The organism is Streptomyces sp. NPDC048383 (genome assembly GCF_040651775.1).
Lineage (GTDB): Bacteria > Actinomycetota > Actinomycetes > Streptomycetales > Streptomycetaceae > Streptomyces.
On sequence record NZ_JBEZKS010000006.1, the window covers coordinates 1 to 26,438 of the forward strand.

Here is a 26,438-nt window from a genome sequence, read left to right on the forward strand (position 1 = left end):
TCTTCCGGGCCGGGCCGCGGCCCGGCCCCACCCCGGGGGCCCGATGACGACGGAAGCGGTCAGTGCTTCCGGTGCCGGAAGATGTCCTTCATCTTTTCCTTGGCCTGACGCAGGTCACCCTTCGTCCGCTCGCTGCGGCCCTCGGCGGCCAGCCGGTCGTTGCCCACCGCACGACCCGCCGCTTCCTTGAGCTTGCCCACGGCCTGCTCGGCATTGGCCCGACGCTTCTCGTTGTCCGGCACAGCTGATCACTCCCTGGAGTCGAACGGGAACTCGTACCCCCTCGTGTGGCCCGGATCCCGCACCTCAAACGCCGGCGCCGCACGGACGCGGATGTGATCAGCGGACCGCCGAAATATGATGAGTGCTGTCTCGCGTCAGAACCCTGAAGGCGGACGTACCCCGGAGGGCCCATGACCTCCCATCGGTCCCCGCGGTCGGAGACCGCCGACGATTTGCTGACGAGGCTCGGCCGACTGACGGCCCAGGCCAGGGAAGGCGCGGAACTCCAGCAGGCCCGCGTGGAACTCGCCGAGGCGCTCCAGCGCGAGATCCTCCCCGCCTCGCTCCCCGCCGTCCCCGGCCTGCGCACGGCCGCCCGGTACACGCCCGCCCGCCACGGCCTGAGCATCGGCGGCGACTGGTACGACGGCTTCGCGCTCCCCGGCGGAGCCCTCGGCTTCTCCATCGGCGATGTGGAGGGCCACGACGTGGAGGCCGCCGCCTTCATGGGTCAGGTCCGCATCGCGGTCCGCGCGGTGGCCGCGGCCGCCGCCGATCCGGGCGAGGTGCTCAGCCGGGCCAACGACCTGCTGCTCTCCGTGGACTGCGACCTCTTCGCCACCTGCACCTTCCTCCGGTTCGACCCCGACACCTGGGAGATCCAGACGGCCCGCGCAGGCCACGTGCCCGGTGTCTGGGCCACCGTTGACGGCCGGTCCGGCGTCGTCGAGGACGAGGGCGGGACCCCGCTCGGCATGCTGCCCGGCGCCGAGTACCCCGTGACCCGGCGCCGACTGACGACGGCGGGCTCGTACGTCCTGGTCACCGACGGGGTCGTCGAAGGCCCGTCGTTCCCGATGGAGGCCGGGCTGGCACGGGTGGCCGCCGCGGCCCGCGCCGCCGCCGGCGCGGAACCGGGGGCGCTGGCCGCCGAGGTGATGAAGGTCGCCGATTCGACGGGCCACGAGGACGACGCGGCCGTCCTGGTGCTGCGCCACGAGGCCTTCCGGGCCGGACCGGGTGACACGGGCGACGCCTGAGGCGTGTCACGCCGCGCCGACGGGCCGGAGCTGTTGTCTGATGCAGTGATGCGCACCGAGGGCTTCCGACGTCCGTTCCTGGCCGTGGTCCGGGTCCTCGCCGTTGCCGCTGCCTACTTCGCGGGCGCCCGGATCGGGCTGCTCCAGCAGGTGGTGATCGAAGGAGCGGTCGTCACCCCGCTGTGGCCGCCCACCGGTATCGCCCTCGCCTGCCTGCTCTGGCAGGGCCTGCGGGTCTGGCCGGGCATCGCGCTCGGCGCGTTCCTCGTCATCCGTTCGCTCGGCTCCGAGGACCCGGGCGGCCTGGTGATCGTCGCGGGCAACACCCTCGCCCCCGTGTGCGCCGCCCTGATGCTGCGCCGGGTCGGCTTCCGGCGGGACCTGGACCGGCTGCGCGACGGGGTGGCCCTGGTGTTCCTCGGAGGTCTGGCGCCGATGCTGATCAGCGCGACCGTCGGCGCCTGGCTGCTGGTCCTCACCCACAGCCTGCCGGACGGTGGATTCTGGACGGTGTGGTGGACGTGGTGGGCCGGCGACGCGATGGGCGTGCTGGTGCTGACGCCGCTGCTGCTGGTCGCGCACAAGGTCCACGTGTCCCAGGACCCCTACCGGTGGGCCGAGGCCGCCGCCCTGGCCGTCGGCTCGCTCGCCATCACGCTGCTGGCGACCAGGAGCGGCCTGGCCCTGCTCTTCCTCGTCTTCCCGCTCCTGATCTGGGCGGCCCTGCGGTTCCAACTGGCGGGGAGCGCCCCCGTCATGCTGCTCGTGTCGGTCATGGCGAACGCCGCGGCGATCGCCCGCGTGGGCCCCTTCGCCCACCACACCTTCGTGGAGGGGATGGTCAACCTCCAGGCGCTCAACGGCAGCGCGGCCCTCACCTCTTTGCTGCTGTCGGCGCTCGTCACCGAGCAGAACACCATCCGGCTGCGGATCGAGCAGGCGTGCCTGGACCTCGCCGAGGTGGTGGACCAGCTCGCGTCGGGCAAGACGGCCTCGCACTGGCACCCGCGCGACGCCGCCGGCCCGGGCGCGGAGGGTTCGCGCGGGGAGGGATCCCGCGCGGACGGCGAGTAGGCGCGCGCGGTTTCCCGCCGGAGGCCCGGACCCGTCGGGCCCCGGGACACGCCAAGAGCCTCCGGCCCACCGGGCCGGAGGCTCTTGGCATCAAGGGTGGTGCCCACGGGGAGGTTCGGATCCGCGGATCCGGGGGTGGTGCAAGCCGGGGCCCCGTGGGCACTCGCGCAGGCGTCGGAGGCCCCGGCTCGAAGAGAGGACCGGGTCAGCTGTTGGCGGACACGTTGCCCGAGAGGACCGGGATGTTGCTGAGGATGTGCGAGAGCGGCTCGTCACCCTTGGCCTGGGTGGAGTTCTCGGTGCACTGCTGGTTCTGCGGGTTGGACAGGACGTTGATGTCCTGGACACCGATGTTCAGCGCGGCGATCAGCGACTGGGCGTTGACCTTGGCCGGCAGGCCGATGCAGGGCTTGTTGAGCGTGCCCTGGACGAGGCCGAGCTGCGGGCTCTGGTCGCCGTGGGTCTTCTGGTTGCCGTAGACCTGGGAAGCGCCGTTGCCGTTGACGGTGTTGATCCCGTTGTCGTTGCCGATGGCCATGGCCGGAGCGGCAACAGCGGCGCCGGCGCCGAGGATGGAGGCGGTGGCGGCGGCGGTGGCCATCATCTTCTTGATCATCATGGTCCTTCTGTTGCACGAGTGCACGGTGGTGAGCGGCTTGATCAACGCCCGGACCTGCGGCAGGTTGCTCTTCTTCACCCGATCGGCCCTACCCCGTGCACCGCCCGGCGGCCTCCGCTCAGGCCGCCGTGACGACCGACGCCCGTATCGCCGACGCCCACTCCTCCAGCAGCCCCGCGTGGCGCACCCGCTCGTCGTCACGAAGACGCCCCTCGGCGCGGGCGAACAGGCAACGGATGTCCGCGTTGATGTCGGAGAGGGGGCGGCCGGTCGTCGTGGAGTCAGGGGTCGGGCTCATGTGATCAAGGGTAGGCGCAGGGTCCGACAGGCGAGGTTCCTGTCCGTCATGCGGACGCCCCTGCCCGGTCGTTGGCATCGCCGTCGGGGTCCTCGCCGAGCCGGGCGGCCCGGGAGCGCAGGTAGCGCCGCTCGGGGAGGCTGAGGGTCAGCTCGGCGGCCCTGGTGTAGGCGGCACGGGCCGCCACCGTGTCGCCGGCCCGCTCCAACAGGTGGGCCCGTACGGCCTCCGGGCGGTGGTGACCCGCGAGGTGTTCGTCCCGCTCCAGGTCGGCCAGCAGGGCGAGGGCCCGGTCCGGGCCGTGCACCATGGCCACGGCCACCGCGTGGCCCAACAGTTCCGCCGGCCCGGGCACCAGCCGGATCAGGACCTCGTACAACCCGAGGATGTCCGTCCAGTCGGTGTCCTCGTCGCGGGCGGCCTCGTCGTGGACGGCCGCGATGGCGGCCCGCACCTGGTACGGGCCGAGCGGCGCCCGCGTCAGGGCGTCGCGGACCAGGGCGACCCCCTCGGCGATCGCCGCCGCGTCCCAGCGTCCGCGGTCCTGTTCGGCGAGCGGGACCAGGCTGCCGTCGGGCGTCGTACGGGCCTCCCGTCGCGCGTCGGTGAGCAGCATCAGGGCCAGCAGGCCGGCCACCTCCCCGTCGGCGGGGAGCAGGGCGTGGACGGCCCGGGTGAGACGGATGGCCTCGACGGCGAGCGCGGCGCGCCGCAGTTCACGGCCGGAGGTGGCGGTGTGGCCCTCGTTGAAGATCAGGTAGAGCACCTGGAGGACGTCCCCGAGCCGCTCGGCGCGGTCGTCCTCGTCCGGCATGCCGAAAGGAGCCCCCGCGGCCCGGATCCGACGCTTCGCCCGACTGATCCGCTGCGCCACCGTCGCCTCCGGGACCAGCAGCGCCCGGGCGATCTCGGCGGTGGTCAGACCGCCCACGGCGCGCAGGGTCAGCGCGATCCGGGCGGCCGGGCCCAGGTCGGCGCGACAGCACAGGAACAGCAGCTTCAGGGTGTCGTCCTCGGCCGGGGCGCGGGCCTCGCCCGGCGGCGGGGCGAGGAACTCGTCGCGCGGGGTCAGCGCGGCGGCCGACTCCTCGCGGCGCCTGCGCGCCTCCTCGCCGCGCAGCAGGTCCGTCAGCCGACGCGAGGCGACCCGGATCAGCCAGCCGCGCGGATTGTCGGGCCGTCCTTCGCGCGGCCACTGCCGGGCGGCGGCCGGCAGCGCCTCCTGCACGGCGTCCTCGGCGAGGTCGAAGTGGCCGTAGCGGCGCACGAGCGCGCCGAGGACCTGCGGCGCCGTGCGGCGCAGCAGGTCCTCGGGGACGGGGCCCGTCGTCACATCTCGGTCCCCACGCCCTCGCCGACCGGGTGGACGACGACCGGGTAGTTCGGGGCGCCCTCGGGGACGGGGCAGGCGTAGGCCCGGGCGGCGATCTCGGCGGCCCGCGCGAAATCGGTGACGTCGACGATCCAGTAGCCGGCGAGCACCTCCTTCGTCTCCCCGTACGGACCGTGGGACACGATCGGCGAGCCGTCGGCGCCGGCGGTCACCAGCCGGGCCCCGCGCGGTTCGGCGAGGCCTTGGCCGTCGACCCACTCGCCCGACTCGGCGAGGTCGTCGTTCAGCGCGTTCATGTGGTCGAACATCGCCTTGACGTCCGCCTCGGACCAGGCCGGATTGCCGGGGCTGCCCTTGCCGGCCATGGCGTCGTAGTCGGCCTGGTTGCCGAGGACCATCAGCATGTACTTCATGGGGTGCCACTCCTCCAGATCGTTGGCCACCTCCGCGGTGGCCTCTCGCAGGGGACGTCGGAGCCGTGGCTCCCATTTCGACACGCGGCCCGCGGCATCGCGCGACGACCCGCCGTCCGGAACGCCCCTCGGGCCTCGTCGTCGCAGGTCCGGGCGTTGTCGAAAGGCGAAAACATCTGCCGCGGGAGGCGGGTGAGGCGCGGCAACGGGCACGAACGGATCAAACGCGGCACCTCCGGGGTCCGTCGTGGGGGAAGCGCCGGGCCGTGAATAACCCGACCCATCCGAATCCGCGCCGGCCGCGAAGGACAGGTGACAGGCCGCTGCCGGGCGGCACGACACACAGCGGCCCGGCGCGGAACGCAGCGACCGGAAGGCCCCACTTCGTGACCCTCTCGACGCCTCGTGCCACGCGTGAGGACCAGTCCGTTCCCCGCCTGCGGATACCGGCCGGCCCCCGGTCCTGGCCCGACGTGGTGCGGTGCCCGGAACCGCCACTGGGTCACACGGCCATCGCCCGCGGGCTCCTGCGGCGCGCCTTCGCCCGGCTCCCGCTGCGCGTGCGCCTCGGTGACCTCGCGCCCTGCGGCAACGGCCCCGAGCTCACCGTCCACGACCCGGACGCCTTCTTCCGCCGGATCGCCGCCCACGGCCTCATCGGCTTCGGCGAGTCGTACATGGCCGGCGAATGGGACGCCGCCGACCTGCCCGGTGTCCTCACCGTCCTCGCCGCCCACGTCGACGAACTCGTCCCCGCCCCGCTGCGCCGGCTGCGCGCCGCCTGGGTGCGGAGCAGGCCCGACGCGCAGCGCGGCACCCCGGAAGGCGCCCGGGAGAACATCCAGCACCACTACGACCTGTCGAACGAGCTCTTCGAACTCTTCCTCGACCCGTCGCTGAGCTACTCCTCGGCCGTGTTCACCGCCTTCCCCGCCCGCCCCGAAATCCTGGAGACGGCGCAACACCGGAAGATCGACCGGCTGCTCGACCTGGCCGGCGTCGGTCCGGGCCGCCGCGTCCTGGAGATCGGCACGGGCTGGGGCGAACTCGCGCTGCGCGCCGCCTCCCGGGGCGCCGACGTCGTGACGCTCACCCTCTCCGCCGAGCAACGGGACCTGGCCGAGCGCCGGATCGCCGCGGCGGGCCTCTCGGACCGGGTCACCGTACGGCTGCGGGACTACCGCGAGGTGCGGGGCACGTACGACTCCGTCGTCAGCGTGGAGATGATCGAGGCCGTCGGCGCCGACTACTGGCCCGTCTACTTCCGGTCCCTGCGCGGCGCCCTCGCCCCGGGCGGCAGGATCGCCCTCCAGTCCATCACCATGCCGCACGACCGGATGCTCCTCACCGACCGCACCCACACCTGGATCAGCAAGTACGTCTTCCCCGGCGGACTGATCCCCTCCCGGCGCGCCATGGAGGAACACGCCGGCCGCGCGGGCCTCGGCGTCGTCTCCGACGAGGGCTACGGCGACCACTACGCGGAGACGCTGCGCCTGTGGCGCGAACGGTTCACCACCCGCGCCGACGAAGTGGCCGACCTCGGGTTCGACCGTACGTTCCGCCGCATGTGGGAGCTGTACCTCGCCTACTCCGAAGCCGGGTTCCGGGCCCGCTACCTCGACGTCCGTCAGCTGCTCCTCGTCGAGGGGTCCCGGTGACCCCCGTGACCGACCGCCCCGCCGGGCCCTCCCGGGACTCGCGCGGGGCCCGTGAGGCCGGTGCGTCCGCGGACGCCCTGCGGGTGCGACGGGCGCCGCGGCGGCCCGACTGCGCCGTGCTGCTGCTCCACGGCGGCCGTGCGGAAGGACTCGCGCCGCCCCCACGCGTCGGCCTGCCGTCGCTGCGCATGCGCCCCTTCGCCGCCGCCGTGCTGCGCGCCGGCCGGGCGGAGCGGATCCTGGTGGGCGACGTCCGCTACCGGCACCGGGGGTGGAACGGCGACCGGGCGGACCCCGTCGAGGACGCCCGGCGGGCCCTACGGGAACTGCGCCGCAGCGCCGGGCCGATACCGGTCGTGCTGATCGGGCACTCCATGGGCGCCCGCGCCGCCCTCCGGGTGGCCGACGAGGCGGACGTCCGGGGCGTCGTCGGCCTCGCCCCCTGGTGTCCGCCCGGCGAACCGGTGGCCCACCTCCGGGACACCCCGATCGTCCTGCTCCACGACGAAGCGGACCGGGTCACCCGTGCCGAGGACACCTGGGCGTACCTGCGCCGCGCCCGCGCCCGCGGCACACCGGCCGAGGGCATCGCGATGCCGTACGGGAGCCACGCCATGCTCCGCGACGCCCGCACGTGGCACCGGACCGCCACCGCCGCCGCCCTCGCGCTCCTCGACCTCGGCCCGATGCCCGCCACCGACCGCTGAGCCGAAGCCGGTCGTCCCCCGGGGTGCATCCGGCGGGCGGTTCGGGGCCGAAGGGGCAGTGACAGCAGCAGCCGTAGGACGGAAAGGACGGCGGCCCATGCCCGGCACGCGCGGCACCCGTGGAGGAAACCGCTCCGTCATCGTGGTCGGCGCCGGGGCGGCGGGCCTCGCCTGCGCCGCGGACCTCGCCCGCGCCGGGACGGAGGTGTCCCTGTTGGAGGCGTCCGACCGGGTGGGCGGCCGCATGCGGACCGATATACGCGACGGGTTCCGCCTCGACCGGGGCTTCCAGGTGTTCAACACCTCCTACCCCCAGGTCAAACGCCGCCTGGACCTGCGCGCCCTGCGGCTACGCCCGTTCACCCCCGGCATGCTCGTCCACACCGACCGGGGACGCGTCCGCTTCGCGGATCCGACCCGGCGGCCCGGCGAGGCCCTCCGCCTGCTGCGCGACGGCCGGCTGTCCCCGGCGGGCGCCGCCGCCACGGGCGCGCTCGGCGCGGCGGGCCTGCTGCTGCCGGCCCCGGTCCTCAAGCGGCTGCCGGAGACCGGCACGCGTGAGGCCCTGCGCTCCTGGGGCCTGCCGGCCCCCCTGACCGAGGAAGTACTGGGCCCCTTCCTGGCCGGCGTGTTCCTCGAAGACCGCCTGGAGACCTCCAGCCGGGTGTTCCACCTGATCTGGCGCAGCTTCCTGCGCGGCACCCAGGCGCTGCCCGCCCTGGGCATCGGCGCGGTGCCGGAGCAACTCGCCGAGGCCGTCCCGGCCGGTCGGCTGGCGCTGGGCACCGCCGTCGCCTCCGTCGCCGACGGGGGAGTGGTCCTCGCCGACGGCTCCTCCCGCGAGGCCGACACCGTCGTCGTCGCCACCGACCCGGCCACCGCGTCCCGCCTGCTCCCCGGCCGGCCGGCCGTCGCCACCCGCACGGTGACCACGTACTACCACGCCTGCGCCACGTCCCCGCTGAAGGAGCCGACCCTGCTGCTCGACGCGAAGCGCAGGTTCCTGAACAGCTGCGTGCTGACCGAGGTGGCTCCGTCCTACGCGAGCGACGGCCGCGCCCTGGTGTCCACGTCGGTCCTGGGCGCGGGCGCTCCCGAAGCCTCGGCGGACCTGTTGGCGGCGCTGTCCGAGGCCTACGGGACGGACGCGGGCCGGTGGGAGCCGGTCGCCGCCGTCACGGTGGAGGGGGCGTTGCCCGTCATGCTCCCGCCGTGGCCGCTCAGCCGGCCCACCCGGATCGCCGACGGCCTGCACCTGTGCGGCGACCACCGGGCGACCGGTTCGCTCCAGGGCGCGCTGGCCTCCGGCGCCCGCGCCGCGCGCGAGGTCCTGCGTACCGTCCGCGCCTGAGCGGTCTCAGGCGGGTCGGCCGCCGGTCACCGGGACGAGGAAGACCTCGTCCCGGTAGCACCAGGCCCACGCCTCGCCGTCCTCGGCGGACCGGGCCACCGGGTGACCCGAGGCGGCGGCGTGCGACGCGGCGTGCTTGCCGGCGGAGCTGTCGCAGCAACCGACGTGACCACAGCTCAGGCACAGCCGCAGGTGCACCCACGACCGTCGGGCCGCCAGGCACGCGGCGCAGCCGTCGCCGGCCGCGGGAGGCTCGCCCCCGCCGGCCGTGTCCAGATGCCCGCACGGGCGCCCCTCGGGCCTGCCCGCGTCATGGGCGACGGTCCAACGCGTCACGACGGCTCCCTTCGTGCGGCCTTCACACGGCTTGGCGCGGCCTTCGTGCGGCCGTGGTGCGGCCTTGGTGCGAGAGGCCCCCGCTCCATCCTCGTCGCCGTTCGGGCCCGTGTCCATCCGTCATGACACCCATATCCCCGGCTCGTTCGCAGGTGGCAACATATGGTCTTGCCGCGCTGGATCACCTGCCTGAATCCGCCGCGCGCCACACCACCATCGCAAAGAACGAGATTGAGGGGGATGGGCTGTGCCTGCTCCACGGATGAGCACGACACCGCTGCCCGGCATCGGCGTGCAGTACGACCTCACCACCCGGGAACACCGACACCTGTCGGTGATCGCGCACCGGGACGGGACCCGGACGGTCAACGTGTACCGGGCCGACGACCCCGACGCGTGTTCCCAGTCGCTGCACCTGACGGGCGCGGAGACCACGTCCCTGATCGACGCCCTGATGCCCGCGCACCACAGCCCGAACCTGCTGCACACCACCGACCTGGGCCTGGTCGCCGAGCGCATCGAACTGTCGGCGCACTCGCACTGGAACGGCCGCGTGCTCGGCGAGACCCGGATGCGCACCGAGACCGGCGTGTCCGTGGTTGCCGTCCTGCGCCGCGCCGAGGCCCGCCCCTCGCCCGCGCCCGACTTCCGCCTCGCCGGCGGCGACACCCTCATCGTGATCGGCACCCGCGAGGGCGTCGACGCCGCCGCCTCGATACTCGGACGGGAGTGATCCGCACGTGCATTCCGCAGTCTTCCTGATCGAATTCGGTGCGATCATCCTCGGCCTGGGTCTGCTGGGCAGGCTCGCCGGCCGCTTCCACTTCTCCCCGATCCCGCTCTACCTGCTCGCGGGCCTCGCCTTCGGCACCGGTGGGCTCCTGCCGCTGGGCGCGAGCGAGGAGTTCGTCGCCATCGGCGCCGAGATCGGCGTCATCCTGCTCCTGCTGATGCTCGGCCTCGAGTACACCGCCAGCGATCTGGTGTCGAACCTCAAGACCCAGTACCCCGCCGGTCTCGTCGACTTCACGCTCAACGCCGTACCCGGTGCGGTCGCCGCGCTGCTGATGGGCTGGGGACCGGTCGCCGCCGTCGTGCTGGCGGGGGTCACCTGGATCTCGTCCTCCGGGGTCATCGCCAAGGTGATGGGGGACCTGGGGCGGCTCGGCAACCGCGAGACGCCGGTCATCCTCAGCATCCTGGTGCTCGAAGACCTCGCCATGGCCGTCTACCTGCCGATCGTCACCGCGCTCCTCGCGGGCGTCGGCCTCGCCGCGGGCAGCCTCACCCTGGCCATCGCCCTCGGCGTCGCGGGCGCCGTGCTGTTCGTGGCCGTCCGCTACGGCCGGGTCATCTCCCGCTTCGTCTCCAGCGATGACCCGGAGAAGCTCCTCCTCGTCGTCCTCGGCCTGACCCTGCTGGTCGCCGGCGTCGCGCAGCAGCTCCAGGTATCCGCCGCCGTCGGGGCCTTCCTCGTCGGCATCGCGCTCTCCGGTGAAGTCGCCGAGGGCACCCACACCCTGCTGAGCCCGCTGCGGGACCTCTTCGCCGCCGTGTTCTTCGTCTTCTTCGGTCTGCACACGGACCCCGCGAGCATTCCGCCCGTGCTGCTGCCGGCGCTCGCGCTCGCCGTGGTGACCGCGCTGACGAAGATCGCCACCGGCTACTGGGCCGCCCGGCGGGCCGGCGTCGGGGTCAACGGGCGCTGGCGGGCCGGAGGCACGCTCGTCGCCCGCGGCGAGTTCTCCATCGTCATCGCGGGCCTCGCCGTCACCGCCGGCATCGAACCCGCCTTGGGCCCGCTCGCCACCGCCTACGTCCTGCTCCTGGTGATCATCGGACCCCTCACCGCCCGCTGGACCCAGCCCGTGGCCGTATGGATCACCGGGCGCCGTACGCCGCCCGCCCCGCCCGTGCTCGCCGCGGTGCCCTCGCCGGCGACGTCCCCGGAGCGGGGGACGGGGACGGAGACGGGGACGGAGACGGCGGCGGACCGGCGTTCGGTCCAGGACCAGGACCCGGCCGGCCGCGCCTGAGCCCGGCCCGCCCGGGGCCCGCGTACGGTTCCGGGCGGCCGGCGTCAGTGCATGCGCAGCGCCGCGACGAAGTCCATCTTGTCCTCCAGTCGGGCCAGGTTGCGGCCCGTCAGCGACTCGATGCGGCTGATCCGGTAGCGCAACGAGTTCACGTGCAGGTGCAGCGACTCCCCGCAGCGGGCCCAGGACCCGTCGTGGTCCAGGAAGGACCGCAGCGTGGGGACCAGGTCGCTGTGGTGCCGGCGGTCGTACTCGTACAACGGGGACAGCAGCCGCCGGCTGAACGCCCGTCGGACCTCCGCCGGGATCAGCGGCAGCAGGGACATCACGTGCGAGGCCATGTCGGCGGGGCCGCACACGCCGACGGACGACGCCGGCCCGGTCCCGGCCGTCCTCGGTGCGGCCGCCACCTGACGGGCGTGGCGGGCCTCCGCCACGGCGTGCCGCAGGTCGGCCGCGTCCTCGACCGGGTCGCCGAGCCCCAGGCTCAAGCGCTCCCCGTCCCGCAGCGCGAGCGGCAGGGCCGCGCCCGCCACGTGTCGTACGGCCTCGGACGTCAACTCCTCGCCCCGCGCCAGGAGGACGAAGGCCACCGCCTCGCCCGCGTCCCCGGTCGCCGTCACCGCGATCCGGTGCGCGGCGTCGGGGCCGAGGCACCGCGGGTGCAGCAGTACCTCCTCCAGCAGGTCCGCCACGGGCGCACCGCCCGTAAGGGTCTCCCACCGCGCCGCCACCGGCTGCCAACGGACCCCGTCGCCGGGCCCGTCCGCTCCGGTCAGGGTCGTGGCGAGACGGGCCGCGGCCTCCGAGGGAGCCGCCACGCCGCCGCCCGCGGGGGATTCCAACGGGCCGAGCAGCCGCCCCGCCGCCCGCCGCCCCGGGGCACGGTCGGCGTGCCGGCCGGCGCGCTCCACCGCCATCAGGGCGGCCAACCGTTCGACGAGGTCGATGTGTTCGCCGGGCCAGTCGCCGCTGTCGGCCTCCACCGCCACCAGCCAGTCCGTCGGCGCGGCCCCGGCGCCCGGGCCCGACCGCACGGGGAACAGGGAGTAGGCCGTGGTGTGGACCCTCGTGCGGTGCGGGGGCCGCCGGCGAGACCGCTCCGCGGTCAGGAACCGGGCGGCGAGGGCCGTCGCCGTCTCCTCGGGCAGGGCCGGTCGGGTGCCGGCGACCAGCCGGCCTGTGGGGGACACGAGGTGGGCGCGCAGGTCGAGTTCGGACCACAGCAGTTCCAGGAGGGCCTCGGCCCCGCCACCGGTACCGCCGGCCGTCGTCAGTCGCCGGTGCCGGTCCACCAGCGCCGCCAGGTTCCCCACCCGTGCCCCGGCCTGTCGGCGGGCGACGAACTCAGCGATCGAGGTGAAGGAGACGTTCACGCCGATCGCGAGCAGTGGCAGTCCGTGCCGGGTGCAGGCCTCCTCCAACGCGCTGGGCACGTGCCCGAACTCGGCCTCGCCGGCGCCGAGTGCGGCGGCGCCGGCCTCCACGAGGATCCGTACGTAGGCGTCGGGGCGCTCGGGATCCTGTCGCAGCCAGATCAGTCCGGTCAGTACCAGGTCGCCGGGGGAGACGAACCGCCGCGGGTCCGGCAGGTCGATGGTCACCGTGCGGTGCACGGGCCGGTCGAGCCCGTCGTCGCCGTCCCGGTCCGCCCGACCGGCCCGCCCGTCGTCGACGAGCCGAAGGAGCCGGGACGAGATCACATCGCGCAACTGCATGGCCCCAGCCTGTCATGACCTCGCACAACTGCCCCAGTAGGACCACATGGTGGGCGAGGTAAAGAATGCTTGACACGATGTCGCGCGTCCTTGACACTCCAGGTGTCTGGTTTTCTTGACATGGGCGGTGGTGGTGGCAGTGGCGGTCGAAGAGAAACGCGCCTGGATCATGCTGGTGGTCGCGGTGACGTCGTACGCGGCGTACCTGTGGTGGGTGCTGGCGCGCCCCGCCGGGGTGGAGCTGGATCAAGCGCCGTACGTGGCGGCCCTGTTGTGGACGGTCGGGCTGTCGATCGCCGCCTCCGTCGCGGGGCACGTCGCGGTGTCGGCCCTCGCCGCCCCGGAGGACAACACCAAGGACCGGCGGGACCGGGAGATCCACCGGTTCGGCGAGTACGTCGGCCAGTCGTTCGTCGTGATCGGCGCGGTCGTCGGACTCCTGCTGGCGATGGCCGAGGCCGCGCCCTTCTGGATCGCCAACGCGATCTACCTGGCCTTCGTCCTGTCGTCGGCCCTCGGCTCCACGGTCAAGATCGTCTCCTACCGGTTCGGATTCCACCCGTGGTGAAGCCGACGAGGGTCACCAACACCATCCGGGCCCAGCGCTTCGCGCACGGCGAGATGACCCAGGCCGAACTCGCCCGCCGCATCGGCGTCAGCCGGCAGACGGTCATCGCCATCGAGCAGGGCCGCTACTCGCCCTCCCTGGAGATGGCGTTCCAGATCGCCGCCGTGTTCGGCGTCCCGCTCGACAACGTCTTCCAGTACGCGGATGGTTCCGCCGCGCCGGTCACGCCGACCGAGCCCGCCGCGCCCGCCGCGCCGACCGAGCCCGCGCCTTCCGGCGACGAGGGAGGAACCCCGTGAGAGCGATCGTCCAGGACGTCTACGGACCGCCCGAGGTGCTGCGCCTCGATGACGTGCCCCGGCCCGTGCCCGGCCGCGGCGAGGTGCTCCTGCGGGTGCACGCCGCCGGCGTCGACCAGGGCGTCTGGCACCTGATGGCCGGCCGGCCCCACCTGATCCGCGCCGTCGGCTTCGGCCTGCGCAAGCCCAAGGACCGCGTCCGCGGCCTGGACGTCGCGGGTCGGGTCGAGGCCGTCGGACCCGGCGTCACCCGCTTCGGCCCGGGCGACGAGGTGTACGGGATCTGCGACGGCTCGTTCGCGGAGTACGCCCGCGCCAAGGAGGACCGCCTCGCCCCCCGGCCCGCCGGGCTCACCCCCGAACAGGCGGCCGCCGTACCGGTGTCGGCCGCCGCGGCCCTCCAGGCGCTGCGCGGCACGGGACGGCTCCGGCCCGGCGGCAGCGTCCTGGTCATCGGGGCGGCGGGCGGTGTCGGCACGTACGCCGTGCAACTGGCCAAGGCCCTCGGCGCCGGCCACGTCACCGGGGTGTGCGGCGCCGGCGCGGCGGACCTGGTCCGCGCGCTCGGCGCCGACGAGATCATCGACTACGCCACCGAGGACCCCGTCGACGGCGCCCGGCGCTACGACCTGGTCCTCGACATCGCCGGGAACCGTCCCCTGCGGAACCTGCGCCGGGCCCTCGCCCCGCGCGGCACCCTCGTCATCGTCGGCGGGGAGAGCGAGGGGCGCTGGATCGGCGGCAACGACCGTCAACTGCGAGCCCTGTTGCTGTCGCCCTTCGTCCGACACCGCCTCCGGGCCCTGGCCTCCGCGGTCCGCGCCGACGACCTGCTCGCCCTGGCCGGGTTCATCGACTCGGGCGCGCTCGTACCGGCCGTCGACCGGACGTACCCCCTGGCCGAAGTGCCGGACGCCATACGGCACTTGAGGGCAGGTGGGGTACGGGGCAAGCTCGTCATCCGGGTGTGAGGCCGGGACCGGCCTGCGTCGTGGTGGGGGCGGTCGGTGGCGCGAAGAGCGCCCGGACGGTTTCGGTGGCCAGGTCGCGCAGCCAGGCGTGGGCGGGGTCCTCCTCGTAGCGCTGGTGCCACAGGAGGTACAGGGGGACCTCCGGCAGGGGGAGCGGCGGCGGCAGTGCGACGAGGCCGAGTCGCTCCCGGACCGCGCGGGTGACCGCGTCGGGGAGGGTGACGACCCCGACCTGGGCGCCGCCCTCGTCGGCACCGGCCAGGCCAGGCCCGGCGAGGACGAGCGCACCTTCCGGCGGATCGGTGACTCGGTCACCGCGATGCTCATCAACGGCCTGGTCGTGCGCGTGTCCGTCCCCGCCACGATGCAGCTCATCCACGTCGCGGCCGGCCGCACCGACGCCTTCTGGCAGTTCTCAAGACCCACAACACCATGCTGTTCATGGTCATGACCGCCCCCGAAACCCTGGCCGTCCCACCGACGGCCTACCTCTCGGGCGACGACCAGGAGGCGAAGAGCACCGTCGCTCACCTGCTCGGTGGCCTGGGCTGGCAGCCCGGGTGGATCGAGGACCTCGGCGGCATCAGCACGGCCCGCGCCACCGAGGCCATGATCCTCCGGCCCACGGTGGAGGCCCGGCGCTCCAGCGGATCGTCGGCCCGGGTCTGCGTGGACACGGGCCCGTACGCCCGGATTCAGCGCACCGGGCCGGTATCCGCCTCGCGTTGCATGCCCGTGCACAGGGCCCAGATGATGAAGAGGTTGACGGCGATCAGCACCAGCGCCCACAAGGGGTAGTACGGCAGCCAGAGGAAGTTGGCGATCGCGCCCAGGCCCGCGATGGCGACGCCGAAGTAGCGCGCCCACAGGGCGCCGCTGAGCACCGCGCAGCCGGCGAGGACCAGGATGATGCCCAGGATCAGGTGGATCCAGCCCCAGCCCGTCAGGGTGAGCCGGAACACGTAGTGGCGGGTCATCAGGAACAAGCCGTCCCGCGAGAGGGCCGCGATCCCCTCGAAGACCGCCATGATCCCGCCGAAGATCATCAGTGCGGCGGCGAGGACGGTGGTCCCGGACGTGTGCGCGTGCGTGGGGCTCGGATGCGTGCGCCCCGGTTGGGGTCGGGTGGCGTCACTGGCCATGTGGGTCTCCTCGGATGGCAGAGCCGGACGAGCAGCCGGGGCGGGTGATCCTTCGATTCAGCGTGGCACAGGGGCATGACGTCGGCACTCCGGCCGGGAGGGAGCGGCGACGTGGCCGCGCGCAGGCCACCGCCCGCCATATTCGAGCAGGTGTTCGGATTCGGGGGTATCGTGGAACCATGCACGCGCTCCAGGGCTCCCTCTTCGACCAGACCGACGAGATCCGACTCGGCCCCCTCGCCGGCATGCGGCGCACGCCGCTCGGCGCCGGAGCCTGGGTGGACCGGCTGCCCGGCTGGCTGACCGGAGCAGACGCCCTCTTCGAGCACCTCGCCGCCGAGGTGCCGTGGCGTGCCGAACGCCGGCAGATGTACGAACGCGAGGTCGAAGTGCCCCGGCTGCTCGCGTTCTACGGGGACGGCGCGGAACTGCCCCACCCCGCCCTCACCGAAGCCCGTACGGCGCTCGACCGGCACTACGCCGCCGAGCTGCACGAACCGTTCGTCACCGCCGGCCTGTGCCTCTACCGCGACGGCCGTGACAGCGTCGCCTGGCACGGCGACCGCACCGGCCGCTCCGCCACGCAGGACACCATGGTCGCGATCCTGTCCGTCGGCGATCCCCGAGACCTCGTACTGCGCCCGCGCGACGGTGGCGCCACCCTGCTCCGACTGCCCCTGGGCCACGGCGACCTCGTCGTCATGGGCGGCTCCTGTCAGCGGACCATGGAGCACGCCGTCCCCAAGACGGTCCGTGCCGTCGGCCCCCGGATCAGCGTCCAGTTCCGCACCCGCGGCGTCATGTGAGGACCCGGCGCGCCGACGTCGCGGGCGCCGCCGCGTTGAGGTGTCATGGGACCCGCCCGGGAACCGCACCCCTCGCGAGCCCGACGGGACCGAAAGCCGGTGGACATGAGCGTCGCACCCGACCGGGGCCGGTGGACCGGACTGACGCCCGCCGCCGGGGGCGCCGTCATGGCCGGCGGCATCCTGTCCGTCGGCCTGGACCTCGTCGGCCGCACCTGGATCTCCCTCGGCGCCCTCGCCGTCGCCGTGGCGCTGTGGCTGGTGCTCGCCGCCGACTTCGCGGTCCGGCTCGTCGCCGACCGCGGCCGGTTCCGGGCCGAGGCCTACACCCCTTCCGCCCTCACCGCCGTCGCCGCCACCACCGTGATCGGCACCCGCGTCGCGCAGCTCGACCGGGCGGCCGCGCAGACCACCGCCACCGCGCTCCTGGTACTCGCCGCCGTGCTGTGGCCCGGCCTCCTCGGCGCCGTCGTCCGGCACTGGCGTCGACGGATGCCCGGCGCCGCCTTCCTCGCCTGCGTCGCCACCCAGGGGCTCGCCGTCCTCGCCGCGACCCTGGCCGACGGCCGGCACGTCGACTGGCTCGCCCGGGCCGCCCTGGCGTGTTTCTGCCTCGGACTGGCGCTCTACGCGCTGGCCCTGCCCCGCTTCGACTTCCGGGAGGTCACCGGCGGGGCGGGCGACCACTGGGTGGCCGGCGGGGCGCTGTCCATCACCGCCCTGGCGGGCGCGAAACTCACCGCCTCCCCCCTGTGGACCGGCGCCGCGCACACCGCGCTGCGCACCCTCACCCTGGCCTGCCTCGCCGTCTCCCTCGTCTGGTACGCCGTCCTGCTCGCCGCCGAAGTGCGCAGCCCCCGCACGCACTACGACATCCGCCGCTGGTCGACCGTCTTCCCGCTCGGCATGACCGCCACGGCCTGCCTGTCCGCCGCGGCCGCCACCGGCCCCGGCTGGCTGCGGCCGCTGGGCGAGGTGCTGCTCTGGATCGCGGTCGGGGCGTGCGTCCTCACCTGCGCGGCCTTCTGGCTGTCCCGTCGGGGCGGCGGTTCCGGTACGCCGGGCCCGTGACGGCGTGCCGCGGGCGGGCCGGGCGGGGCCGTGCGGTGGCGGGTCGCGGCAGTGGTCAGTAGGGTCCCGGCATGGCGTACACGTTCCAGGTGACCATCGACTCCACCGACCCGCACCCGCTCGCCGACTGGTGGGCCGAGGCCCTCGGCTGGGAAGTCGAGCCCAGCGACGAACAGTTCATCCGCGGCGTGATCGCGGCGGGACACGCGAGCGACGAGGACACCACCACCCACCGCGGCGTGCTGGTCTGGAAACTCGGCGCCGCCATCCGCCACCCGGAGGGGCTCGAACAGGCGCCGCGCGTCCTGTTCCAGTTGGTGCCGGAGGCCAAGACCGTGAAGAACCGCGTCCACCTCGACGTCCGCATCGGGGACGACGACCCGAAGACCGTCGTCGAGCGGTTCCTCGCCATGGGGGCGACCCACCTCCACGAAGCGAGCCAGGGCCCCTTCCGGTGGACCACCCTCGCCGATCCGGAGGGCAACGAGCTCTGCGTGACGTACTGACGTCGCGTCGCCCGACCTCGACGGCTGCTTCTTCCTTCCCGACCGCATCCTGCGCCCCCGCGACATCAACCGCCCGGGCGCCGCCCCGACCAGGCACAATTGACTACCGGGCACCCCCTCCCACAGGCGAGAATGAGCCATCTAAACCGGGAGGAACCCATGAGCCAGGACCACCTGACTCTGCATGACCTGGTGCCCGCCCAGGCACTGGCCGAGTCGATCGCCGCCGGGTACGTCACCCGCAAGCCGCACCCCGAGCTGCCGCTGTCGATCTACACGTACACCAGGGCGGCCCAGTACCAAGGCGTTTGGGACCAGGTCACCACGCGCTGCCGCGGACTCGTCGCCGACGACGGCACGGGCGCGGTCGTCGCGCTGCCGCTGCCGAAGTTCTTCAACGTCGGCGAGCACGAGGCCGGCATGCCCTACGCGCCCGCCCTCCCGGACGAGCCGTTCGAGGTGTACGACAAGGTCGACGGCAGCCTCGCCGTCGTCTTCCACTACGCGGACCGCTGGCGCGTCGCCTCCAAGGGGTCCTTCACCAGCACCCAGGCCGACTGGGCCCAGCGGCGCCTCGACGGCAAGGACACCGGTGCGCTGCGCCCGGGCGTCACCTACCTCGCGGAGATCCTGTACCCGCAGAACCGCATCGTCGTGAACTACGGCGACCGCCGTGACCTCGTCCTGCTCGCCGCCTTCGGCCCGGACGGAGCCGAGGTCCCGCTCGCCGAGGCCGCAGGCCACTGGGAAGGCGTCGGCTCCGTCGTCAAGGTGTGGCCCGCGATGCCCCTGGGCGAGCTGATGGCGCTGACCGAGTCCAACACCCTGCCCGGCGGCGCGCCCGCGACCGGCACCGACGCGGAGGGCTTCGTCCTGCGCTTCGCCTCCGGCGTGCGCGCCAAGGCCAAGCTCTCCGAGTACGTCCGCCTCCACCACGTCCTCACCGGCGTCAACGAGCGCGACATCTGGCGCGGCCACGGCATCCAGCGGTTCGCCGGCGTGCCCGCCAAGCGGCTCGCGCAGGGCCTCAACTGCACCGTCGCCGAGATCGAGGCCTCCGGCGGCAAACCGCTGGACGCCCTGCTGGAACAGGTGCCCGACGAGTTCGACGCCTGGGTCCGCGAGGTCATCGCCCGCCTGGAGGCGCGGGCCGCGGACCACGAGCGGGCCATCGACGAGGCCTGGGCGAGCCTCGCGCACCTCGCCGCCGACCGGGGCGCGTTCGCCCGCGCCGTCAAGGAACTCCCGGACCGGGACGTCCGTCCGGCGATGTTCATGCGGCTGGACGGCCGGTCGACGGAACTCACCAGCTGGCGTCACGTACGGCCCGACGTGGCCGACATCCACACCACCGACGAGGAGGGCGGCGCGCAGGAGTCCGCCCGAGGTTCCGCGCCGCGCCCAGTCGTACCGGCCGCGGCCCGCCCCGCGGTTCCCGCCGGTCGGCGGCCCGCCGCGCGCGAAGCCGCTCCGCGGCAGGCGGCCGCCGACCCGGCCGCCGGTGGGGACGGCGTGCTGCCCGTCGTGCACGTCATGACGGGACTGCCGGCCTCCGGCAAGACGACCGCCGCGCGCGCCCTGCAGGCATCGGCCGGCGGCCGGATGCGCCGCGTCAACCTCGATGACCTGCGGGCCATGCTCGACCTGCCGGACCCCGAGCGCGGCCGGTCCTTCGCCCACGAACAGACCGTCCTGGAGATCCAGGACGCGGCCGTCCGCGCCGCCGTCGACGGCGGGTTCGACGTGGTCGTCGACAACACCCACCTGACCAAGAACATCCCGAAGCGGCTCAAGGCGGCGGTCGGTGGTCTCGCCACCTTCGTCGTCCACGATTTCACCGACGTGCCCCTGGAGGAGTGCCTGCGCCGCGACGCGGCCCGGGAACGGCAGGTCGGCGAGGAGATCATCCGGATCCTGGCCGACAAGCACCAGAAGGCCCGCAAGGGCGGCTGGCGGCTCACCGCCGAGTGGATGAACGGCGGCTCCGACGGGGCGGCCCTGCCGGCCGTCCGGCCCTACGTCCCCGACCCGGCGCTGCCCTCGGCCGTGATGTGCGACATCGACGGGACCCTCGCGCTGCTCGGCAACCGGGGACCGTACGACTTCTCGCGCTGCGAACTCGACCTGCTCAACGAGTCCGTGCGGCACGCGCTGGACGCCTTCCGGCGCGCCGACGACGACGTGATCGTGCTGCTGTCGGGACGCAGTGAGGAACACCGTCCGCAGACGGAGTCCTGGCTGCGCGGCCACCGGGTGCCCTACGACGAACTGTGGATGCGGGCCGCCGGGGACACGCGCCGCGACGACGTGGTCAAGGCGGAGCTCTTCGACGCGCACGTGCGGGACCGCTACGCCGTCCGCGTCTCGCTCGACGACCGGGACCGCGTGGTCGCGGTCTGGCGCCGGATGGGCCTGCCGACCTGGCAGGTCAACTACGGCGATTTCTGAGAGGTGACGCCGTGACGGTCCTCATCGTGGACGCCGCGAACGTGGTGGGGTCCGTCCCCGACGGCTGGTGGCGGGACCGGCGCGCCGCCGCCGAGCGGCTGCGCGACCGCTCGCGCTGCGCGAGGCGGGGGAGGAGATCATCCTCGTGGTCGAGGGCGCCGCCCGCGGCGTCCCGTCCGTGCCCGGCGTACGGGTGGACGAGGCGCCCGGCAGCGGCGACGACCGGATCGTCGAGCTGGCCGCCGCCCACGCCGGCCGCGGCTGCGTCGTGGTCACGGCGGACCGGGAACTGCGCGAGCGGGTGCGGGCGTACGGAGCCGAGTGCGCGGGGCCCCGGAGCGTACGCCCGCAGGACTGACCCGGAAGGTCAGCGGCACCACTTCACGGGCGTGATGTTGTGGATGTAACGGGCGGAGACCCAGGCCTCCCGGTGGTCCATGCGGCGCTCGTCACCGCGGGCGCCGTCCGACTCGTCGCCGCGGACCGGCTCGCCGTTCATGTCCTCCCGGCGGTCCTTGCGGTCCAGGAGGTACCAGAGGTCGTTGCCGTCGACGCGCTCACCGCGCTGCTTGCACTCGATCGCCAGCTTCTGGTTCGGGTACACCTTGCCCAGCTCGTACCCGCGCGTGCTCGGCTTGCTGCGGACCTTCAGCGGCCCGCGCGAGACGACCTTGCCCAGGGCGTGGCGCGGCTTGGGGTAGATGACCGGCCCGCCGGTCTGGACGTCGTCGTACACGTCTTCCTGCGCGGGCCGGTCCCTGTACGGACCCTCGTCCGCGACGGAGACGCCCGCACCGACCAGGCCGAGCACCAGGCTTCCGGTGGCGAGAGCGAGGATGGTCCTGGTGGGCTTCAGCATGAGCCGCTCCTCTACGAAGACTTCCGCCCGGCCCGCGACGCGCGGCCCGGGGCGGCAACCAGCCGGTTGCCACCGACGACTATGGCGAGGCGATGCCGCCGGGCCCGTCCGACGCACCGCCCTTTAGCCCGATATGCCCAATGCGCGGCCGGGGTCGGGGCGCGGCCTCGGGGCCCGGCGTGGATGTCCGGCCGCCCGGGCCGCCGTTCCGGCGCGGGACAACCGCGTCTCGTACTCAGGCGGTTGGGCGCACGTACTCGAGCAGCAGGGCCCCCGCGCCGCTACCGTGGGGGCAGCCGGGGGAACCGACGGCAGTTCAGGGGGCGGTCATGCGTCGTCGCACGAGGGCGATCGCGGGGGCGGGGTCACTGGGCGGGGCGCTGCCGGCGTCCCTGCTCCTCGCCGGGTGCGGTACGGACGCCGGCGGCGCCGAGCCGGGGGCCGGGGCCCCCGGGACGGCCGCCACGGCGACGCCCTCCGCCGCGGCGGGCCCCTCCGGGACGTCCGCGCCGGCCCCTTCGGGGTCGACGGCTCCCGGCACGCTGCCGACGGCGTACGCCTTCACCCCCGACCCGGCGCGCGTCCCGCGCACCGCCGGGGAGGCGCGCCGGTTCACCCGGGCCGCCGCGCTGGACCCGGACTCCTGGTCGGCCGGCATGGTCCGGCACGAACCGGCCCCGCTGCACGCGGCCGAGGCCTACGACGCGGTGCACCTGCCGGCCCGGTGCGCGCAGGACCTGGGCCGCGTCCGGGTGGAACGCGGCGACCTGCTCGCGTCGGTGCGCGGGACGACGTACCAGGGGGTGTCGAAGAAGTACGCCTTCGAAGCGGCGAACGGCACCTTCACCGGCGACGGCGGCCTGTACTTCTACACCGTCTCCGCGGGCCGGTTCCGGCTGCTCGGCGACCGCCCGACGCTCTGGCCCGCGTGAGGGCGACCAGTACCGGCCGGAACTGGCCGATACGCGAGCACCCTTTCGGGGGACTCCCGTTCGGCCCCGGCGTGGCTAGCATTCTCGTAAGTGCTTGTCACGCAATCGCATATGGGATTGCGTGATCATGGACGTCCGATGAGAAGGGGACCGAACATGCAATTACGCAATGGGGTCGTGGCGAGCGAGATTCCCGACGTGACGTGGGTGAAGAGCAGTTCCAGCGTGGGCAACGGCAACTGCGTGGAGGTCGCCGCACTCGACGGCGGCGGGGTGGCGATGCGCAACTCGCGCTTCCCCGACGGACCCGCGCTGGTGTTCACGGCGGCCGAGATCGAGGCGTTCGTGGACGGGGCGAAGCGGTCCGAATTCGATCACTTGGCGGGATGAGCGCCGGACCACGGGCCGTCGCGCAGGCTGGATTCCGGGCTAAATCGTAGGCCAAAGCTTGGACGGTCGGGTGGAGAGACTCCATGGTGATGACTGGGACCTGCCTCAGTCGTATAGGAGTTCATATGCCCGCGCTCCCCGAGCCGCTGCCCGATCAGGTCGCTCCGGTACTGCCCCTGGGGCGAGAACCGAGTCGGGCAGCGGCGGGCCGCGTCCTGGGCCAGGCGCTCCGGGGGTTCCGTGAGGACCGCGGCCTCACCCTGAGGGACGTGGCGCCCGTCATCCGCGGCTCCGTCTCGAAGATCAGCCGCCTGGAGCGGGGCGAGAGTCCGCCCAAACCCAAGGACGTCCTCGACCTGGCCCGGCACTACGGACTGGACGCCGAGGAGACGCGGACGCTCGAACGGCTCCTGGAGTTCGCCCAGGACTGCGAGTGGTACGAGCAGTACAGCGACGTGACCCCCGGCTACCTCAGGCGCCTCATCCAACTGGAGGGCGACGCCGAGGAGATCTGCCTCTACGAGAACCTCGTGGTCCCCGGCATCCTCCAAACGCCCGACTACGCCGCGCACATGGTCCGCGCCGTCATGCCCAGCGCCCCGCACGAGGAGATCGTCCGGGTCGTACAACTGCGCACCCAGCGCCGCCTGCGCCTCATGGGGGCCGAGGTGCCGCGGTTGACGGTGCTGCTCGACCAAGGCGTCCTCAAACGCCGCTGCGGCAGCTCCGAAGTGATGCGCGAGCAACTGTCGTACCTGCTGAGCGCCGGTGACACCGCCAGGGTCAACATCCGGATCCTCGACATGACCTCGGGGTACGTCGCCGCGCCGCCCTATCCGATCACCCACCTCACGTTCCGCGACGGCGGACCCGGCGAGCTGGCGTACGTCGAGCACATCAACGGCGCCAACTACGTGACCCGGCCGCGGGCCCTGGACGACCACCGCAACGCGCTGAGCAACCTGCGGGTCGCGGCGGCCTCCCGGGACCGCAGCCGGGAACTGATCGTCGAGGCGCTCGACGGCTTCCGCTGAACCGGGTTCAGCGCAGCCGGCCCACGCCGCCCCACTCGACCCAGTCCCTCGGCCGGAGCTCGGGGGGCGGCGGTGTGCTGTCAGGGCGCCAGTCGACCACGTCGACGAGGTGCGGTTCGAGGATGTCCAGACCGTCGAAGTACCGCTCGACCTCGTGGGTTTCGCGCACCCGGCCCCAATGGCCTTGCGTGCTCACGTCCATGAGCCGGGTGACGTCCTCGCGCACGACCGGATCGTCGCTGACGAGCTGGCAGATCACCATGAAGCTGCCCGGCGGCAGCATGGCCGCGGTCCGGCGCACGACCGCCGCGGGATCCAACTCGTCGCCGGTGTCCGGAATGCAGTGCAGGACCGACACGAACAGGGCGGCCATCGGCGCCTCCCAGTCCAGGAAGGTGTCCGTCGCCCGCCGAATCGATTCGGTGTCCCGCAGATCCCGCGAGATGACCAGGGTGCCCGCGTTGTCGTGGAGGGTCGTCTGGGCGTGCGCGAGGACCATCGGGTCGTTGTCGACGTAGGCCACTTTGCAGCGGGGATCGACGCGCTGCGCCACCTCGTGGACGTTGTCCTGGGTGGGGAGGCCGGATCCGTGGTCGAGGAACTGCCGGATGCCGTAGTCCTCGACGAGGGTCCGTACGACCCGGGTGAGGAACGCCCGGTTGTTCCGGGCCAGGAGCTGGGTGCTGGGCGCGATCTCCAACAACTTGGCGCAGGCGGTGCGGTCGCTGTCGTAGTTCTCCACACCTCCCAGGAGCCAGTCGTACATGCGCGCCACGCTCGGGGTGTGCATGTCGATCACGGGTGGCCGGCGGTTCTGCCCTAAGTCCATGTGCCCTCCTCGTGGCCCTGCCGGGCCTGTGCCGTGGAACCGGCCCATGGTAGGGAGTGCCCGGCCCCCCTGCCAATGGCCCGTACCCGGTTCCGGCCGTCCTGTGGTCCGGTACCGGCCGCGGCCCGGCCCGGCGGGCGGAGACGCCGGCTCAGTAGGTGACGACGATCCGCCGCGCCGGCCCGTCCACCCGGATGTTCCCGCCGACGGGCACCACGAGTTGGGGGTCGGTGTGGCCGAGGTCGACGTCGAACACGGCCATCGTGTCCGGGGCGTACTCGCGCAGCGCCCGCAGGACGGCCTCCCGCTGCCGCTGCCGGAACAGGACCTTCTCCGCCGGGTCGAGGGGCTGGTCGAACGACCAGCTCTTGGCCCGGCCCATCAGCAGTGCGGGGAACTGTCGCAGGAGACCGCGTTCGCCCATGCTCCGCAGGACGCGGTACACCTCCTCGGCGCGCGGCATGTCCTCCGAGGTCTCCAGGAACAGGACCTGGCCCGCGTGGGATTCCGAGGGCCCGATGCGGCCGGCCATCAGGAGCTGGGCGATGATCTCCAGGTTGCCGCCCCAGCCGCGGCCCTCGACCACCCGGTCGTCGCCGTACCAACTCCAGCCGTCGACCGGCTCCGTGCGCGGTTCGGAGTCGAAGGTGCGCGGATCGTCCCAGGGTCGGTCGACGTCCCTCGACGCGGACGCCGGGGTGAGTTCGTACGGGCCCGAGGTGAACAGCGCCGCGCGGAGCGAGGCCGCCGTCGCCGGGTGCAGCATTCCGGGCCGGCCCCACTCGACCATCACCGAGCCGCCGTGGTAGGCGACCATGCCGAGCTCCCGCAGGAACAGCAGCAGGTTCGTGTTGTCGCTGTAGCCGAAGAACGGCTTGGGGTGGGCGCGCAGCAGTTCGCGGTCGAGGTGCGGGAGGACCGTGATCTGGTCGTCGCCACCGATGCTGGCGATCACGGCCTTGACCTCGGGGTCCGAGAAGGCCGCGTGCAGGTCCGCCGCCCGCTCCGCGGGCGTCGCGCCCATGCGCCGGGTGGTCGGGTACTCCACGGTCCGCAACCCGAAGTCCTCCCGGAGCCTGCGCAACCCGAGCTCGTGCGGCAGCGGGAACAGGCCGGGCAGCCCTGCGGCGGGGGACACCACCGCGACCAGGTCGCCGGGGCGGGGCTTGACCGGGTGGACGGGCTCGATCGTGGTCATCGGATGATCGTAGACGGGCCGCGGGCCCTGCGGGGAGAGGTCGCGGGAGCCGAGCGGGGCCCTCGAATCGAACGGACGTGCGTTGCGGGTCGGCCGCAGGTCGGGCTGCGGATGCGGGGCGGCGTGGGTGGCGCCACAGTGGGCCCATGGGTATCGAAGACTACGGCGGCGGGCCCGGCGCCCAGCAGACCGGCGTACTGGTGGTCACCACCAACGACGTCCCCGGGTACCGGGTCGAGCAGGTCATCGGCGAGGTCTTCGGGCTCACCGTGCGCTCCCGGCACCTGGGCAGCCAGATCGGCGCAGGCTTGAAGTCCATGATCGGCGGCGAGCTGAAGGGCCTGACCAAGACCCTCGTCGAAACGCGCAACCAGGCCATGGACCGGCTCATCGAGCAGGCCAAGGCGCGCGGCGGGAACGCGGTGCTGATGATGCGCTTCGACGTCACCGAGGCCGCCGACATCGGCACCGAGGTGTGCGCCTACGGCACGGCCGTCGTACTCGTACCGGCCCCCTGACCGGGTTCGGACCCGCCGGACCCTCACCGCAGGGGCCGACGTCCGGATCCGGCCGCGCG

Annotated in this window: 28 protein-coding genes and 5 pseudogenes; 21 read left to right on the forward strand and 12 right to left on the reverse strand. The window is 73.5% G+C overall.

Going from position 1 to position 26,438, the window contains the following annotated elements; genetic code table 11:
• Nucleotides 1-59 precede the first annotated feature (59 nt).
• Nucleotides 60-242: a CsbD family protein gene (locus tag AB0D46_RS06560; protein ID WP_362876162.1), complete on the reverse strand. Its 183-nt coding sequence runs from the start codon at nucleotides 240-242 to the stop codon at nucleotides 60-62.
• 171 nt (nucleotides 243-413) lie between these two features.
• Between AB0D46_RS06560 and AB0D46_RS06565 the strand changes: the two genes are divergently transcribed.
• Entirely contained in the window at nucleotides 414-1,262 is an 849-nt protein-coding gene (locus AB0D46_RS06565; protein ID WP_362876163.1) for a PP2C family protein-serine/threonine phosphatase, read from the forward strand.
• 45 nt (nucleotides 1,263-1,307) lie between these two features.
• A complete protein-coding gene (locus AB0D46_RS06570; RefSeq protein ID WP_362876307.1) occupies nucleotides 1,308-2,336 on the forward strand; it encodes an MASE1 domain-containing protein in 1,029 nt (342 codons plus the stop codon).
• A 205-nt stretch (nucleotides 2,337-2,541) separates the two neighbouring features.
• Here AB0D46_RS06570 and AB0D46_RS06575 read toward each other — a convergent pair whose 3' ends face one another.
• The 4 genes from AB0D46_RS06575 to AB0D46_RS06590 form a co-directional block, all read right to left on the reverse strand.
• Nucleotides 2,542-2,952: a rodlin gene (locus tag AB0D46_RS06575; protein ID WP_362876308.1), complete on the reverse strand. Its 411-nt coding sequence runs from the start codon at nucleotides 2,950-2,952 to the stop codon at nucleotides 2,542-2,544.
• A gap of 121 nt (nucleotides 2,953-3,073) precedes the next feature.
• On the reverse strand, nucleotides 3,074-3,253 hold the full coding sequence (locus tag AB0D46_RS06580) for a hypothetical protein (protein ID WP_362876164.1): 180 nt from the start codon (nucleotides 3,251-3,253) through the stop codon (nucleotides 3,074-3,076).
• A 46-nt stretch (nucleotides 3,254-3,299) separates the two neighbouring features.
• Nucleotides 3,300-4,586, reverse strand: coding sequence for a sigma-70 family RNA polymerase sigma factor (locus tag AB0D46_RS06585; protein WP_362876165.1), 1,287 nt, complete (start codon nucleotides 4,584-4,586; stop codon nucleotides 3,300-3,302).
• Nucleotides 4,583-4,999, reverse strand: coding sequence for a YciI family protein (locus AB0D46_RS06590; protein WP_362876166.1), 417 nt, complete (start codon nucleotides 4,997-4,999; stop codon nucleotides 4,583-4,585). The genes AB0D46_RS06585 and AB0D46_RS06590 overlap by 4 nt, the downstream gene beginning before the upstream one ends.
• Nucleotides 5,000-5,385: 386 nt before the next feature.
• On the opposite strand from AB0D46_RS06590, the gene AB0D46_RS06595 reads away from it, so the two are divergent.
• The 3 genes from AB0D46_RS06595 (at nucleotide 5,386) to AB0D46_RS06605 (ending at nucleotide 8,718) form a co-directional block, all read left to right on the forward strand.
• Nucleotides 5,386-6,660, forward strand: coding sequence for a cyclopropane-fatty-acyl-phospholipid synthase family protein (locus AB0D46_RS06595; RefSeq protein WP_362876167.1), 1,275 nt, complete (start codon nucleotides 5,386-5,388; stop codon nucleotides 6,658-6,660).
• A gap of 77 nt (nucleotides 6,661-6,737) precedes the next feature.
• The gene (locus AB0D46_RS06600) at nucleotides 6,738-7,367 is read left to right on the forward strand and encodes an alpha/beta fold hydrolase (protein WP_362876309.1); all 630 of its coding nucleotides are present in this window, start codon (nucleotides 6,738-6,740) and stop codon (nucleotides 7,365-7,367) included.
• Between the two features lie 97 nt (nucleotides 7,368-7,464).
• On the forward strand, nucleotides 7,465-8,718 hold the full coding sequence (locus AB0D46_RS06605; RefSeq protein ID WP_362876168.1) for an NAD(P)/FAD-dependent oxidoreductase: 1,254 nt from the start codon (nucleotides 7,465-7,467) through the stop codon (nucleotides 8,716-8,718).
• A 6-nt stretch (nucleotides 8,719-8,724) separates the two neighbouring features.
• Here AB0D46_RS06605 and AB0D46_RS06610 read toward each other — a convergent pair whose 3' ends face one another.
• Entirely contained in the window at nucleotides 8,725-9,054 is a 330-nt protein-coding gene (locus tag AB0D46_RS06610) for a UBP-type zinc finger domain-containing protein (protein ID WP_362876169.1), read from the reverse strand.
• A gap of 262 nt (nucleotides 9,055-9,316) precedes the next feature.
• Here AB0D46_RS06610 and AB0D46_RS06615 point away from each other — a divergent pair, with 262 nt between their 5' ends.
• Nucleotides 9,317-9,787 carry a TrkA C-terminal domain-containing protein gene (locus AB0D46_RS06615; protein ID WP_362876170.1) on the forward strand — a complete coding sequence of 157 codons (471 nt, stop codon included), beginning with the start codon at nucleotides 9,317-9,319 and terminating at the stop codon, nucleotides 9,785-9,787.
• A 7-nt stretch (nucleotides 9,788-9,794) separates the two neighbouring features.
• Nucleotides 9,795-11,090 (forward strand): cation:proton antiporter, encoded by a 1,296-nt coding sequence (locus tag AB0D46_RS06620; protein ID WP_362876171.1) that lies wholly within the window; start codon nucleotides 9,795-9,797, stop codon nucleotides 11,088-11,090.
• A 44-nt stretch (nucleotides 11,091-11,134) separates the two neighbouring features.
• Here AB0D46_RS06620 and AB0D46_RS06625 read toward each other — a convergent pair whose 3' ends face one another.
• A complete protein-coding gene (locus AB0D46_RS06625) occupies nucleotides 11,135-12,808 on the reverse strand; it encodes a PucR family transcriptional regulator ligand-binding domain-containing protein (RefSeq protein ID WP_362876172.1) in 1,674 nt (557 codons plus the stop codon).
• A gap of 139 nt (nucleotides 12,809-12,947) precedes the next feature.
• On the opposite strand from AB0D46_RS06625, the gene AB0D46_RS06630 reads away from it, so the two are divergent.
• The 3 genes and pseudogenes from AB0D46_RS06630 (at nucleotide 12,948) to AB0D46_RS06640 (ending at nucleotide 14,646) form a co-directional block, all read left to right on the forward strand.
• Nucleotides 12,948-13,376 carry a hypothetical protein gene (locus AB0D46_RS06630; protein WP_362876173.1) on the forward strand — a complete coding sequence of 143 codons (429 nt, stop codon included), beginning with the start codon at nucleotides 12,948-12,950 and terminating at the stop codon, nucleotides 13,374-13,376.
• 23 nt (nucleotides 13,377-13,399) lie between these two features.
• Nucleotides 13,400-13,582: pseudogene (locus AB0D46_RS06635) on the forward strand (helix-turn-helix transcriptional regulator); the annotation flags it as partial.
• A gap of 89 nt (nucleotides 13,583-13,671) precedes the next feature.
• Complete coding sequence (locus AB0D46_RS06640; protein WP_362876174.1) at nucleotides 13,672-14,646, forward strand: NAD(P)-dependent alcohol dehydrogenase; 975 nt, start codon at nucleotides 13,672-13,674, stop codon at nucleotides 14,644-14,646.
• On the opposite strand, the pseudogene AB0D46_RS06645 reads toward AB0D46_RS06640, so the two are convergent.
• A pseudogene (locus AB0D46_RS06645) lies at nucleotides 14,633-14,872 on the reverse strand (LysR family transcriptional regulator); the annotation flags it as partial. The gene AB0D46_RS06640 and the pseudogene AB0D46_RS06645 sit on opposite strands and share 14 nt — an antisense overlap.
• A gap of 3 nt (nucleotides 14,873-14,875) precedes the next feature.
• On the opposite strand from AB0D46_RS06645, the pseudogene AB0D46_RS06650 reads away from it, so the two are divergent.
• A pseudogene (locus AB0D46_RS06650) lies at nucleotides 14,876-15,064 on the forward strand (3'(2'),5'-bisphosphate nucleotidase CysQ); the annotation flags it as partial.
• Nucleotides 15,058-15,264: pseudogene (locus tag AB0D46_RS06655) on the forward strand (NADP oxidoreductase); the annotation flags it as partial. The pseudogenes AB0D46_RS06650 and AB0D46_RS06655, both read left to right, overlap by 7 nt.
• Nucleotides 15,265-15,341: 77 nt before the next feature.
• On the opposite strand, the gene AB0D46_RS06660 reads toward AB0D46_RS06655, so the two are convergent.
• A complete protein-coding gene (locus AB0D46_RS06660) occupies nucleotides 15,342-15,692 on the reverse strand; it encodes a hypothetical protein (protein ID WP_362876310.1) in 351 nt (116 codons plus the stop codon).
• Between the two features lie 275 nt (nucleotides 15,693-15,967).
• Here AB0D46_RS06660 and AB0D46_RS06665 point away from each other — a divergent pair, with 275 nt between their 5' ends.
• From AB0D46_RS06665 to AB0D46_RS06685, 5 genes and pseudogenes are all read left to right on the forward strand, one after another.
• Nucleotides 15,968-16,594 carry an alpha-ketoglutarate-dependent dioxygenase AlkB gene (locus tag AB0D46_RS06665; protein WP_362876175.1) on the forward strand — a complete coding sequence of 209 codons (627 nt, stop codon included), beginning with the start codon at nucleotides 15,968-15,970 and terminating at the stop codon, nucleotides 16,592-16,594.
• A gap of 105 nt (nucleotides 16,595-16,699) precedes the next feature.
• Nucleotides 16,700-17,665, forward strand: a complete 966-nt coding sequence (locus tag AB0D46_RS06670) for a tellurite resistance/C4-dicarboxylate transporter family protein (protein WP_362876176.1) — start codon at nucleotides 16,700-16,702, stop codon at nucleotides 17,663-17,665.
• A gap of 71 nt (nucleotides 17,666-17,736) precedes the next feature.
• Nucleotides 17,737-18,171: a VOC family protein gene (locus AB0D46_RS06675; RefSeq protein WP_362876177.1), complete on the forward strand. Its 435-nt coding sequence runs from the start codon at nucleotides 17,737-17,739 to the stop codon at nucleotides 18,169-18,171.
• Between the two features lie 159 nt (nucleotides 18,172-18,330).
• Nucleotides 18,331-20,619, forward strand: a complete 2,289-nt coding sequence (locus AB0D46_RS06680; RefSeq protein WP_362876178.1) for an AAA family ATPase — start codon at nucleotides 18,331-18,333, stop codon at nucleotides 20,617-20,619.
• Between the two features lie 11 nt (nucleotides 20,620-20,630).
• Nucleotides 20,631-20,977 (forward strand): annotated as a pseudogene (locus AB0D46_RS06685) (NTP pyrophosphohydrolase).
• 9 nt (nucleotides 20,978-20,986) lie between these two features.
• Here AB0D46_RS06685 and AB0D46_RS06690 read toward each other — a convergent pair.
• A complete protein-coding gene (locus AB0D46_RS06690; protein ID WP_362876179.1) occupies nucleotides 20,987-21,478 on the reverse strand; it encodes a hypothetical protein in 492 nt (163 codons plus the stop codon).
• Nucleotides 21,479-21,807: 329 nt separating this feature from the next.
• On the opposite strand from AB0D46_RS06690, the gene AB0D46_RS06695 reads away from it, so the two are divergent.
• From AB0D46_RS06695 to AB0D46_RS06705, 3 genes are all read left to right on the forward strand, one after another.
• Nucleotides 21,808-22,410: a hypothetical protein gene (locus tag AB0D46_RS06695; RefSeq protein ID WP_362876180.1), complete on the forward strand. Its 603-nt coding sequence runs from the start codon at nucleotides 21,808-21,810 to the stop codon at nucleotides 22,408-22,410.
• 156 nt (nucleotides 22,411-22,566) lie between these two features.
• Nucleotides 22,567-22,800 carry a DUF397 domain-containing protein gene (locus tag AB0D46_RS06700; protein ID WP_362876181.1) on the forward strand — a complete coding sequence of 78 codons (234 nt, stop codon included), beginning with the start codon at nucleotides 22,567-22,569 and terminating at the stop codon, nucleotides 22,798-22,800.
• Between the two features lie 125 nt (nucleotides 22,801-22,925).
• Complete coding sequence (locus tag AB0D46_RS06705; protein WP_362876182.1) at nucleotides 22,926-23,834, forward strand: helix-turn-helix transcriptional regulator; 909 nt, start codon at nucleotides 22,926-22,928, stop codon at nucleotides 23,832-23,834.
• 7 nt (nucleotides 23,835-23,841) lie between these two features.
• On the opposite strand, the gene AB0D46_RS06710 is transcribed toward AB0D46_RS06705, so the two are convergent.
• Together AB0D46_RS06710 and AB0D46_RS06715 are read right to left on the reverse strand one after the other, a co-directional pair.
• A complete protein-coding gene (locus AB0D46_RS06710) occupies nucleotides 23,842-24,663 on the reverse strand; it encodes an SAM-dependent methyltransferase (protein WP_362876183.1) in 822 nt (273 codons plus the stop codon).
• 151 nt (nucleotides 24,664-24,814) lie between these two features.
• On the reverse strand, nucleotides 24,815-25,861 hold the full coding sequence (locus AB0D46_RS06715) for a S66 peptidase family protein (protein WP_362876184.1): 1,047 nt from the start codon (nucleotides 25,859-25,861) through the stop codon (nucleotides 24,815-24,817).
• Nucleotides 25,862-26,007: 146 nt separating this feature from the next.
• Here AB0D46_RS06715 and AB0D46_RS06720 point away from each other — a divergent pair, with 146 nt between their 5' ends.
• A complete protein-coding gene (locus AB0D46_RS06720; RefSeq protein WP_362876185.1) occupies nucleotides 26,008-26,379 on the forward strand; it encodes a YbjQ family protein in 372 nt (123 codons plus the stop codon).
• Nucleotides 26,380-26,438: the final 59 nt, after the last annotated feature.